The sequence below is a fragment of the Streptomyces niphimycinicus genome, from assembly GCF_018883605.1.
GTDB lineage: Bacteria > Actinomycetota > Actinomycetes > Streptomycetales > Streptomycetaceae > Streptomyces > Streptomyces niphimycinicus.
Window position 1 is genome coordinate 1 of the sequence record NZ_JAHLEM010000664.1, and the last position, 11,952, is coordinate 11,952.

General features: G+C 73.8%; 9 protein-coding genes. All 9 read right to left on the reverse strand.

Annotated elements, in window-relative coordinates; translation table 11 throughout:
- The coding region (locus KN815_RS39600) for a DUF5107 domain-containing protein (RefSeq protein WP_253209529.1) at nucleotides 1–1,905 on the reverse strand (1,905 nt) is incomplete at its 3' end.
- Nucleotides 1,906–2,022: 117 nt separating this feature from the next.
- Nucleotides 2,023–2,577, reverse strand: coding sequence for a GNAT family N-acetyltransferase (locus tag KN815_RS39605; protein ID WP_216346642.1), 555 nt, complete (start codon nucleotides 2,575–2,577; stop codon nucleotides 2,023–2,025).
- Nucleotides 2,570–3,313 (reverse strand): 4'-phosphopantetheinyl transferase family protein, encoded by a 744-nt coding sequence (locus tag KN815_RS39610; protein ID WP_216346643.1) that lies wholly within the window; start codon nucleotides 3,311–3,313, stop codon nucleotides 2,570–2,572. The genes KN815_RS39605 and KN815_RS39610 overlap by 8 nt, the downstream gene beginning before the upstream one ends.
- A complete protein-coding gene (locus tag KN815_RS39615; protein WP_216346644.1) occupies nucleotides 3,310–5,385 on the reverse strand; it encodes a S9 family peptidase in 2,076 nt (691 codons plus the stop codon). The genes KN815_RS39610 and KN815_RS39615 overlap by 4 nt, the downstream gene beginning before the upstream one ends.
- 6 nt (nucleotides 5,386–5,391) lie before the next feature.
- The gene (locus KN815_RS39620; protein ID WP_216346645.1) at nucleotides 5,392–6,732 is read right to left on the reverse strand and encodes a M20/M25/M40 family metallo-hydrolase; all 1,341 of its coding nucleotides are present in this window, start codon (nucleotides 6,730–6,732) and stop codon (nucleotides 5,392–5,394) included.
- A complete protein-coding gene (locus KN815_RS39625; protein ID WP_216346646.1) occupies nucleotides 6,725–7,558 on the reverse strand; it encodes a M55 family metallopeptidase in 834 nt (277 codons plus the stop codon). Before KN815_RS39625 ends, KN815_RS39620 begins: the two co-directional genes overlap by 8 nt.
- A 205-nt stretch (nucleotides 7,559–7,763) precedes the next feature.
- Nucleotides 7,764–8,483, reverse strand: coding sequence for a class I SAM-dependent methyltransferase (locus KN815_RS39630; protein WP_216346647.1), 720 nt, complete (start codon nucleotides 8,481–8,483; stop codon nucleotides 7,764–7,766).
- Nucleotides 8,480–10,966, reverse strand: coding sequence for a SpoIIE family protein phosphatase (locus KN815_RS39635; protein WP_216346648.1), 2,487 nt, complete (start codon nucleotides 10,964–10,966; stop codon nucleotides 8,480–8,482). The genes KN815_RS39630 and KN815_RS39635 overlap by 4 nt, the downstream gene beginning before the upstream one ends.
- Nucleotides 10,967–11,156: 190 nt before the next feature.
- The coding region (locus KN815_RS39640; RefSeq protein ID WP_216346649.1) for an MSCRAMM family protein at nucleotides 11,157–11,952 on the reverse strand (796 nt) is incomplete at its 5' end.

Sequence of the window (11,952 nt, forward strand, 5' to 3'; positions counted from 1 at the left end):
CTCCGCCGCCTCCAGGGCGACCGGGTCGGCGGCGGCAGCGACGGGCGGCGCGGCCGGCGAGACGGCGGTCGGCGCTCCGGCCCCCTCCGTCCCCTGTCCCGTTCCCGCTCCTACGCCGGGCCCTTGCCCCACTCCCGCCGCTTCGAGCACCGGGTCCGCTGCGAGCACCGGGTCCGTTTCCAGCATCTGGTCCGTTTCCAGCATCTGGTCCGCTGCGAGCGCCGGGTCCCCCTTCTGCGGCGGGACGGTGCCTGAGGCGAGGAGGAGCTGTACGGCGCGCAGCAGCCGGTCCGCCGCGCGCGCCGGATGGCCGGAGGCGGTGTCGGCGACGGCCAGACAGCGCAGTGCCCAGGGCGTTTCGGCGCACCGCAGCGACCGCTCCCAGCTCCGCTCGGCCTGTGCGCGGTCGCCCGCATGCCACTGGGCGACGCCCAGGTGGTATTCGGCGCCCGCGGTCGAGGGGGCCGCTTCGAGGAGGTCGCGCCAGGCGGGCGCGACCAGGGATGCGCCGGGGTCGGCCTGGGAGGGGCCCGGCTCCCAGTCGGGGAGGGCGCCGGTGCGCAGCAGGCGGCGCCACGGCTCCTGCTCCGCCCCCAGCGTGCCCGGGTCGAACGGCATACCGGGCAACTGAAACCCGCCGCGCTCGGCCTCCAGCGCGCCCCAGCCGGAGCCGGTCGCGAGGCGCTCCGCCGGTTCCGCATCGGCGTACGGGCGCCACGCGGCGTAGGCCGCGTCGACCTCGGCGCGTGGCAGCGCCGCCTCCAGCCGGGTCTCGGTCTCGCGGCGGGCGGCCGTCCAGTCCGTGCTGTGGACGGCGGCCGGGTCGGCGGTCAGCGGACCGTACGCCTCCAGCCAGGCGAACTCCTCGCCCGCCTCCAGCGGGATGTGCTCGAGCTGGGTGCGGGCGAGCCCGGCCTGGATCTCGGCGTAGCCGCCGGTGCCGGGCTCGGTCAGCCACTGCTGCCAGCGCCGTCCCCCGGGGCCCGCGCCCCAGACGAAGAGCTTGCGGCCGCGCAGCAGATCGGTCGAGGTCTGGACGAGACCGCTGCCGTCGGCGTCGAGGGAGGCGATCCAGCGGCGGGCGCCGTCGGGCACCTCGTAGAAGTAGTCGGCGGGGTAGGCGCCGCGCAGCGGATAGGTGCGGTCGGCGCCGTCCCACTCCGGGACCGGAACCCGGCTGAGGGCGCGGGCGTAGCCGAAGTGCCAGGCGTCGTCGGCGGGGGCCAGGACGCGGGTGTGCTCGTCCTCGGGGACGGCGATGTTGGACCACCAGTAGACGGGGGCGGGGAGGTGGTGGGGGTTGCGGATCCTGACGCCCACGTAGAGGAACGCGGAGTCGGCGGGCAGCCACAGATCCACCTGGAAGGGCAGATCGCGCAGCCGCTCCCACTCCCACAGCCGCACCATCGCGCCCCCCTCGGCGGCGTCGGGGGCGGGGACGCGGGCGGCGTGCAGGGGCGCGCAGGACAGGGTGGTGTGGCCGGTGGCGCCGATGTTCCACTCGATCCCGCCGGAGAACCAGGCGCCGTTGAGGGCGAAGTCGGCGGGCTGGAGCACCGGGTTGCGGTACAGCAGCTCGCGCCCTGTCGGCTTGTGGACCAGCGAGTGGACCCGGCCGCCGAGCCCGGGCAGCACCGTGGCCCGCAGCCGGTCGTTCTCCAGGACGATGGCGTCGAGCGTGGCGGGGGCGCGGTCGCGGCCGTAGCCGTCGCGCAGCCGCACCGGCAGCACCGACCGCAGGGGGGCATGGGCGACCTGACGGGCCATATCGGAGGGGAGGGTGGCCCGGACGCGGTCGTCCACGCGGTGCACCTCGTCGAGGGGGCGCAGCGCGGGCAGGGGGTTGTCGGGCCCGAGGGGGGCGGTGGGAAGGGTCAGGGTGGTACGTCGCACGCTCGTGGCCACGGGCTGCCTCGCTCCGACTGCCTTGGGTCACCTCGGTGCGGCGACCGTCCGATGACCATGGAACAACGTCGTGGGGCCCGCTGAACAGAGCCGCTTCGGACCGATCATGGTGCCCCGTCAGCCAGGACCGGTCGGCTGGTCGAGCATGTCGCTGGTCATGGCCCAGCGCTCATGGTCGCGCCACGCGCCCTCGATATGGAGGAAGTCTGGGGAAAACCCTTCCAGCCGGAAGCCATGGCGCTTCACCAGCCCCAACGACGCCTTGTTGCCCGGCTGGATATTGACCTCGACGCGGTGCAGCCCCAGGGGCCCGAAGGCATGGCGCAGCACGAGCCCCAGCGCCTCGGACATATAGCCCTGTCCGGCGGCGGGCGGAAAGGCCCCGTAGCCGATCGAGCCGCATTGGAAGGCGCCGCGCACAATGTTGTTGATGTTGATGAAGCCGACCATGTCCCCGGTTTCCCGGGCGCAGACGAGGAAGCCCTCGCGGTCCTCGCGCTCCAGTTGGGCGATGTAGTGCACATAGGCCCGCTCGGTGGTGGGGAGGGTGAGCCAGGGGCGGTGGAACTCCATGCTCTCCCGGGCGCGCCTGACGAACTCCGCACCGTCCGCGCGGGTGATGCGGCGGATGGCCGCCCGGGCTCCCTCGGTGACATACCGGACGTCAGACATGCGGCAATGATGACAGCAACGCCATGGCCGCCGCATAGCCGGAGCCGCCGGATATGGCCTGGTCCACGGGGATGTCGGTCATCGCCCATGGGCCGACGGAGACGGGGGAGAGCCCGGTGCCGACGTAGTTGACCGCCGGGTCCCGGGACAGGCCGGTGCCCAGGCCCTTGAGATATGCCTCCTTACGGGTCCAGCAGCGGGCGAAGGCGGCGGACCGGTCGGCCGGCGCCAGCGCGTCCAGCTCGGCGCGCTCCTTGGGATGCAGGCTCTCGGCGACCTGGTCGACCACCGAGGCGGGCTGTAGCTTCTCCACGTCCACGCCGACCGGGGAGCCCGCGAAGGCGAAGAGCACCAGATCACCGGCGTGCGACATATTGAAGTGCAGCGGAGTGCCGGACACGGCGGGGCGGCCGTGCGGACCGCCGCAGCCGGGGCAGGTCTCGCGGGTGAACGGAATGTCGGCCGCCGGCCTGCCCAGATAGGCGCCGAGCAGCTCGCGCAGTCCCAGATGGGCCGCCGTATAGCGCTCGCGGTCCGCCGCCCGCAGGAACTTCGCGGCCCGCTCCCGCTCCTCGGCGTCCAGGATCGTGCCGGGCGCGCCCGCGTCCATGGCCGCGGTGTACCGGGAGACGCTGAGCAGCCAGGTCTCGGGCTCGCCGCCCTGCGGCCAGGCACCGGCGACGGCGGTGGGCAGCGGCTCGGAGCCGACGATGCGCGGGGCCGTTGGGGGTGTCAACTCGCTCCTCCAGTGGAGTTCGGGGCCGCCGAGGTCAGCAGCTCCAGGGTGGGCACATCGGATCTGATCAGCCCGAAGGTCTGGATGTACAGCGACAATTCGGCCTCCAGGGCGCGGATCATCGTATCGGCGCGGCGGAAGCCATGGCCCTCGCCCTCGAAGGTGAGGTACGCATGCGGGATGCCGCGCCCGGAGACCGCCGCCAGGAACCGCTCGCACTGCTCGGGCGGGCAGATGGTGTCGTCCAGCCCCTGGAGCAGTACGAAGGGCGAGCCGATGCGGTCGGCCCGGTACAGCGGGGAGCGCTCGCGGTAGCGGTCCGCCACCTCGGCGAGCGGGCCGACCAGCGATTCGGTGTAGCGCGACTCGAAGTCATGGGTGCCGCCGGCGGCCCAGGAGACCAGGTCGAGGACGGGGTAGGTGACGGTGGCGCAGGCGTAGAGATCCGTGGTGGTGAGGGAGGCCGCCGCCGTCCAGCCGCCCGCGCTGCCGCCGCGGATCGCGAGCCGGGCGCGGTCGGCGATGCCCTCGTCGGCGAGCGCCCCGGCGACGGCGGCGCAGTCCTCGACATCGACCACGCCCCACTGCTCGCGCAGCCGCTCGCGGTAGGCGCGGCCGTAGCCCGTGGAGCCCCCGTAGTTGACCTGGGCGACGCCGATGCCGCGTGAGGTGAAATAGGCGATCTCCAGGTCGAGCACGAGCGGGGCGCGGCCGGTGGGCCCGCCGTGGGCCCAGATCACATACGGCGGAAGCTCTCCGTCCGGTGCGGTGTGGCCGGGGTGGTGCGGTGGATGGAGCTGGGCGTGGATCTCCCGGCCGTCCGGTCCGGTGAAGGTGCGGGCCAGGGGCCGGGGGTAGTACGCGGGGTCCACGGGGTCGGTGTAGGCGTTGCCGATGACCCGGGAGCGGCCGGTGCAGACATCCAGCTCCATCACCTCATGGCCGCTGTGCGGGCTCGCCGCGACGCCGACCACGCGCGTGCCGTTCACGGCCAGCGTGGGCTCCCATTCGGTCCAGGGGCCCGGCACATCGGCCGTCCCGCCGGTCCGTGGATCGAGGATGCCGAGGGCCGCCGCGCCCCGGCCGTGCAGCACCGCGATCAGACCGCCGGCCAGCGGGGCGAACCAGCGGTGGCCCAGCTTCCACAGCGGCCCGCCGAACTCCTCCTCGCGGGGGCACAGCGCCACCGGCCGACCGGCCGGGGCCCATTCCCGCGCACCGGGCGCCTCCGCCGGCGGCTCCAGACGGTGCAGATTCCACCAGCCGGTGCGGTCGGTGGCCGCGAGCAGCGCGCCGTCCTCGGCCCACTCGATCTGGGCGACCGACTCATCAGGCCCGCCCAGCACCGCCCGGGCGCCGGTGAAGGAGCCGTCCGCCGCGACATCGGCCACCATCACCTGGGTGCCCTCCCAGGGCATCCGGGGGTGGTCCCAGACGATCCAGGCGGCCCGCCGGCCATCGGGCGAGAGCCGGGGTCCGGTGAGGAAGCGACGCCGGTCGTCGGTCAGCTCGCGCACCGCCGCGCGGTCCTCGGCGGCCGAACCGTCCAGCGGTACGGCGGCGATCACCCGCCGGACATCCGTCGGCCCCTCGCCGGTGAACTCCTCCAGCACACACCACACCTCGCCGCGCTCCGGGCGCAGCACCGGATCCGCCCAGCGCAGCCCCTCCCCCACCGCCGACAGCGGGGTCAGCGGGCGCGGCGCGCCCCCGCCCGGGGCATCCGGCTCGTGGAGGTACAACCGCTGGTCGGCGAAGTGGACGAACACCACCAGCGGGCCGCCGTCCGCGCGGTCCACCGCGGCCCAGGGCATTCCGCCGTACCCCATCACCTTGCTGCGCACATTCCACGGCGGGGCCAGCACCGGGATCTCCGCGCCGTCGGTGCGCCGCCGGATCAGGGCGCGGCGGCCGCCCTCACCGGGGCGCGGCGCGGTCCACCACACCTCCTCGCCGACCGTGCCCACATACTCCGGATGGCCGTCGTACGAGGCGACGAGCGCGGCGTCGACCGGGGAACTCCAGGCTCCGTAGGGGGCCGTGACGGCCGTCTGCTGCTGTACCGTTCGCACCGGTCCTCACGCCCTCCGCAGGAAGTGGTCGAGCACCCGGACGCCGAAGTGCAGGGCTTCCACCGGGACCCGCTCGTCCACGGCGTGGTAGAGCGCCTGATAGTCGAAGCCCTCGGGCAGGCGCAGCGGCGAGAAGCCGTATCCGGCGATGCCGAGCCGGGAGAACTGCTTGGCGTCGGTGCCGCCCGACATGCAGTACGGCACGGCGTGGGCGCCGGGGTCGAAGTGCTCGACGGCGGCGCGCATCGCCCGGTAGGTGGGGGTGTCGATCGGCGCCTCCAGCGGGCGCTCGCGGTGGTGGAACTCCCACTCCACGTCCGGCCCGGTGAGCCGGTCCAGGGTGGCGTGGAATTCGTCCTCGCCGCCGGGCAGCATCCGCCCGTCCACATAGGCGGTGGCGCTGCCGGGGATCACATTGACCTTGTAACCGGCCTCCAGCACCGTGGGGTTGGCGCTGTTGCGCACGGTCGGCTCGATCAGGGCGGCGGCGGGCCCGAGCTTGGCCAGCAGGGCGTCGACGTCGAAGTCCGCGGCGTCCACATCGGCCGGGATGCCCTGGAGCGCGGCCAGTTCGGTGAGCGCGGCCCTGACCGTGGGCGTCAGCCGGACCGGCCAGCGGTGCTCGCCGATCCGGGCGACGGCGGCGGCCAGCCGGCTGACCGCGTTGTCCCGGTTGACCTTGGAGCCGTGTCCGGCGCGGCCGTGCGCGGTGAGCTTCAGCCAGGCCGTGCCGCGCTCGCCCGCCGCGATGGGGTAGATCCGCGCCCCGGGCCCGGTGTGGAAGGTGAAGGCTCCGGACTCGCTGATGCCCTCGGTGCAGCCCTCGAAGAGGTCGGCGTGGCGCTCGGCGAGGAAGCCGGAGCCCCAGGCGGCGCTGTCCTCCTCATCGGCGGTGAAGGCCAGCACGATGTCCCGGCGCGGCCGCACGCCCGTCCGCGCCCAGGCCCGGACGACCGCGAGCACCATCGCGTCCATGTTCTTCATGTCGATGGCGCCCCGGCCCCAGACGACGCCGTCGCGCACCTCCCCGGAGAAGGGGTGCACGGTCCAGTCGGCGGGCTCGGCGGGCACCACGTCCAGATGGCCGTGGACCAGCAGCGCGGGCGCGGACGGATCGGTGCCCTCGATCCGGGCCACGACATTGGTGCGCCCGGGCGAGCGCTCCAGCAAGGTGGGCTCGATCTCCACATCGCCGAGCATCTCCGCCACATACTCGGCGGCCGGGCGCTCCGAGCAGTCACCGCCGCCGCGGTTGGTGGTGTCGATCCTGATCAGCTCGGAGGTGAACCGCACCACCTCGTCGAGCGCCTGGGCGTCGATGGTCTCCGGACGGTCCGTGTCAGCCATATTGCTCCTCCACCGCGGCCGAGACGACCGTCGTGACGGCCTTGAAGCAGCGGATCCCCTCGTACATGGTCGGTGAGGTGTACGCGACGCGCCGCTCGCCGGCGGGCTCCACGCCCGGGACGACGCTCGCCGCCCCCACCAGATGCTCGGCGTCGAATTCCAGCTCCACCGTGAACGGCCCGCCGCGGGCGGGCTCGTGGCGCACCGCCAGCACCGCCGCCTCCCGCGCCGCCGCCCGGATGTCCGCGGCCGTGCGGGCGGGGGTGCGGCAGACCGCCGCATAGCGCGAGACATAGTCCTTGACCGCGACCGAACGGGCGTCCGGCGCATAGTCCACGGCGTCCTCGCAGGTCTTGTCGTCCCCGGTGACCAGCACCACCGGCACCCCGTACTCGGCGGCAACCAGGGCATTGAGCCGGCCTTCGCTCGCCCGCGCGCCGTTCACCCACACTCCGGTGATCGAGTTGGCCAGATAGGTGTGGGCGAGGACGCCCTCGGTGCCCGCGCCGGTGTGATAGCCGACGAACGCCACTCCGTCCACATCACCGTGCTGCACGCCCTCGACCATGCTCAGGCTCTTGTGCCGGCCGGTGAGCATCTGCGCGCGAGCGTCCAGCTCCTCCAGCAGCAGATTGCGCATGGTCCAGTGCGCCTCGTTGATGAGCACCTCGTCCGCACCGCCGTCGAGGAATCCGGCGACGGCCGCGCTCACATCGGAGGTGAACAGACGGCGGCAGCGCTCCCACTGGGGGGTGCCGGGCAGCACATCAGCCGGCCAGGTGACGCCGGTGGCGCCCTCCATGTCGGCGCTGATGAGGATCTTCATGCCTCGTCACGTTACGCGTCGCGCCCGACCCGAACCACCCCTGTGGATAACTGGTCCAGTCCACTGTCCCGCCCGGCCCGTGCCCGCCTCGTCCGGCATCTGCCCGCCGCGCCCCGACCGCCCGCGGGCAAGGGCCCCGACCCCCGCGGGCACACGCCCCGATCCCTCGCGGGCACGCGCCACGACCGCCCGCGGGCACGCGCCCCTACACCCGCGAGACCACGAACCAGCGGGCCGGCAGTTCGACCCGTGAGCCGTCCGGCCACTGCTCCGTCTGGGCCAGCGCCGTCGGGCCCTCGGCGAGGATCTCCAGCCCGGCCTCCGCCAGCACCTCCGGCACCTCCTTGTCCGCCGCGTCGGCCGGCCGCAGCCCGTGGTCGAAGACCCGGCGCAGCTTCAGCGGCGGACCGCCCGGGCTCGCCGCCAGCTCCGCCAGCACGGCCTTGGACTCCGCCGTCAGCTCCACCACGAACCCCCGCCCGCGCCGCCCCAGCAGCGTGGTCACCGCCTCCGCGACCGGACGCCGGTCGGCGGCGTCGCTCTGGTGGATGACGGCACGCATATACACATTGGCGTCGCCGAGCCGCCGGGCCAGCTCCGCCACCCCGGCCGCGTCCGTCAGGCCGAGCTGCCGGTACTCCGCCGCGCCCGCCGGATCGGCGCCCCGCGCGCGCTCCACCGCGGCGCGGGACAGGTCGACGCCCACCGCCCGTCCGAAGCGGGAGGCCAGATAGCGGGTCTGGGTGCCATTGCCGCAGCCCAGGTCGACGATCGGCAGCGAGGGGTCGGCGTACGGCGCCAGCAGCGCCAGATGCGGGGCGGCGCTCAGCGAGGGGTCCGCGTCCCAGATCGCGTCCCCCGGGGCGTCCGAGGTCTGCTGCCAGTAGCTCTCCCACGCCTGCCGGTAGCGCTCCGAGACGCTCATCGCCGCTCCCCTGGGTGTGCCAACGCCTGCTCGAACCAGACCGTTTTACCGCGCCCCGTACGGCTCGTACCCCACTCGCGCGCCAGTTCGCTGATCACCCGCAGCCCGCGCCCGCTCTCGTCGTCACGGTCCGCGCTCAGCAGTGCCGGCAGTTCGTGGTCGTCGTCGGTGACCTCGCACAGCAGGGCGTCGGCACGGACCAGGCGCAGCCGCACATGGTGGGTGTGGGCATGCCGTATCGCGTTGGTCACCGCCTCGCTCACCAGAAGCTCGGCGGTCTCCACGGACTCCGGCAGCCCCCACCGCAGCAGCCGCTCGCGGACGAGCCGGCGGGCCCGCCCGACCTCGCTGGGGTCCAGCGCGAGCCGCCACTGGGCGACCTGCTCGGCCGGTATGCCGCCCAGCCGGGCCATCAGCAGCGCCACGTCGTCCTTACGGCCGTCACGGCCGTCCTTGCCGCGGGAGGCCGCGGCCAGCGCCCGGATGATGGTGTCGCACGCGTCGTCCATGGACGCCGCCGGATGGGCCGCGGACTCGCACAGCGCGGCGATCCCGGCGCCGATGTCCTGGCCGCGCACCTCGACCAGGCCGTCGGTGCACAGCACCAGCCGGTCCCCGGGCTCCACCCGCACCGTCACCGTCTCGAAGGGCACCCCGCCCACGCCGATCGGCGCCCCGGTGGGCAGGTCCAGCAGCTCGCTGCGGCCGTCCTGGGCCCGCACCAGCACGGGCGGGATATGGCCCGCGTTGGAAAGCACCAGCTCGGAGCTGACGGGGTCGTAGACGGCGTACAGACAGGTGGCCAGATAGTGCTCGCCGAGCCGCTGGGCCAGGTCGTCGAGGGTGCGCAGCAGTTGGGCGGGCGGCAGATCGAGCGCGGCCATGGTCTGTACGGCGGTGCGCAACTGCCCCATCATCGCCGCCGAGGTGAGCCCGTGTCCCATCACATCGCCGACCACCAGCGCGGTGCGCGACCCGGGCAGCTTGATGGTGTCGAACCAGTCTCCGCCGACCCGGCCGAGCCGGGTCCCGGGCAGATAGCGGGTCGCGGTGTCGCAGCCCGCCATGCGCGGGGTCACCTGGGGCAGCATGCTGTCCTGGAGCGTCTCGGCGACGTTCTCCTGGTAGGTGTACATCCGGGCGTTGTCGAGGACGAGCCCCGCGCGGGCAGCCAGTTCGGCGCCGGTCGTGCGGTCCATGTCGTCGAACGGCTCACGTCCTGGGCGCCGCAGCAGCACCATGAAGCCCAGCACCACATCGCGCGCCTTGAGCGGCACGATCAGGATCGACCGGCCGTTGATCAGCGGTCTGAGGTCGCGCTTCTCGAACTGCCCGGCGATCCGGTCGCCCACCTCGTCGCTGATGCAAGGGATCAGCACCGGCTCGCCGGTGACCATGCACTGGAAGAACGGGGTGTGCTCGGGAAACGCGATGCTCTCCCCGACCGGCACGGTGTCGTCCCAGCGGCCCGGTTCGTCGTTGTGCTCGACCCAGACGCGGTGCCAGACGGTGGTGACGTCGGGCGGGCCGTCGGGAAATCCCTCGCCCGCCAGGACCTGGGCGCGCAGATGGGTACCGGCGAAGTCCGCGAAGCGCGGGACGGCGGCGCTGGTCACCTCGCGGATGGTGCGCGCGAGGTCCAGGGAGGTGCCGATGCGGCCGCTGACCTCGTTGAGGAACTCCAGCCGCTCACGGACCGCCGCGTACTCCAGGTCCACCTCATCGGGGTCCAGCGACCGCTCGGAGGCGTGCGCCCGGTCCGGTGCGCCGTCCGCCGCGACCGCGCGCTGTCCTACGGCCTCCTGGCGCGCCCGGCGCTCGCGGTAGCGCGGCATCCCCCAGTCCGGTGTCACCGGGACGCGCTCATGGTGGCTGATCTCCAGTACCGGATAGCCCAGTTCCAGCACCTGGGCGACGATCCGGCCGGCCGTGGCCGGGCCCATGTTGGGCAGGATGTCCGGCAGCCGGCCGGCCAGCCGCTCGGCGCCGGGGAACTCGGTGTGCAGTGCGAAACCGGGGGCGATCCGCTCGTCCGGCCCCAGCGCGTCCCCGCCCACTGCGCCCGCGTCCGCCGCCAGTACCAGCAGCCGCTCCGGCCCGGGGCCCACCAGCGGATACGCCCACCACAGGACGTCCGCCCGGCCATGCGCCGGATCCGCCATACGGGCCCGCCCCGCGGTGGGGTAGTACATGGCGCCGAGCCGCGAGTCGTCGAGCTCCGGGTGGCCCGTCGCGTCGGTGCGCACCTCCGCGCCGCGTAACGCCCCCGAGACCGGCATCAGGTCGACGGCGGGGCAGCCGACGGCCTGTTCGCGCGTGGGTCCGAAGAGCCTGCGGGCCCCTGAACTCCAATGGGTGACGCGCCCTTCGGCATCGATGACGACGACCGCGAGCGGCATCCTTCCGTGGACACCCCTGCGCTGCTCCGGCACCGCGGGCGGCTCGCCCTGGCCGTCGTCGCAGCGCGACGTGCCGTACTCCATAGGCGGAAGACTCCTTCGCACGCAAGATCTGCGACAGCGCTACCCACGGTACGGCTGTTGCGGGCGTCCGTGGGAGGCAATACCCGAATAGGTGTCATGTGTGTGCAGGTGCGAAGGAGCTGCCGCCGGGAGGCGCCGCGGCGCGCCTCCCGGCGGGGCGCTGGCTAGTACTGCAACGGTGCTCGCGGTACTAGTCCTCGTAGCCCAGTTGGAGATCGCGCTCGGTACGGCCGCCGCCCGCGACCTGGAGGACCGTCGCCACCGGCGGGTAGCCGGCCGCGATGACCGTGTACTCGCCCGCCGACAGGTCGATGAAGCGGAACGCGCCGTCCGGGCCCGTCGTCGCCGTGTCGACCACATTGCCCGCCGCGTCCAGCAGCGTGACCCGGGCGTCCTCCACCACCCGGCCGCCGGTGGCCCGGACGACCCCGCGCAGGACCGCGCCACCGGCCAGTTCGATGTCCTGCCGGGTCTCGCGGGCGGCCTGGACGGAGACGGGGAGGGCGGCGGGGCGGAACGCGGGGGCGCTGGCGGCGAGGGTGTATTCACCCGCCACCAACTCGTCCATCACATAGCCCCCTTCGCGTCCGCTACGGGTGGCCGCGACGACCTCGCCGCGCACATCGGTCAGGGTGACGGTGGCCTCCCTTACGGGCGTGCCGTCCGCCGTAAGGACGGCACCGGCGAGCCGCCCCGCCCCGCCGAGGACCACGTCCAGGTCGACCGGCCGGTCCCCGACGGTGACGCTGACCGCCCGCGGCTGGTGGCCGCCGGCCGCCGCGATCAGGACGTACGACCCGGCGCCTGGCGTGCTCAGCGCGTACCGCCCGTCCTCCCCGGTGGCACCGCGCCCGATCTGGCGTCCGCCGATGTCGATGAGGGTCAGGGCCGCCCGTGGGACCGAGGTGCCGTCGTGGTGCTGGACCGTGCCGCAGACCGGGACGCCCGCGGAGGGCGGCGGCGCGGAGGGCGCGGCCGCCGCGGCG

Bases quoted from the DNA above. Each gene is read 5' to 3' on its own strand.
- KN815_RS39625 (WP_216346646.1), bottom strand. From the start codon at position 7,558: ATGAAGATCCTCATCAGCGCCGACATGGAGGGCGCCACCGGCGTCACC.
- KN815_RS39605 (WP_216346642.1), bottom strand. From the start codon at position 2,577: ATGTCTGACGTCCGGTATGTCACCGAGGGAGCCCGGGCGGCCATCCGC.
- KN815_RS39635 (WP_216346648.1), bottom strand. From the start codon at position 10,966: ATGGAGTACGGCACGTCGCGCTGCGACGACGGCCAGGGCGAGCCGCCC.
- KN815_RS39630 (WP_216346647.1), bottom strand. From the start codon at position 8,483: ATGAGCGTCTCGGAGCGCTACCGGCAGGCGTGGGAGAGCTACTGGCAG.
- KN815_RS39620 (WP_216346645.1), bottom strand. From the start codon at position 6,732: ATGGCTGACACGGACCGTCCGGAGACCATCGACGCCCAGGCGCTCGAC.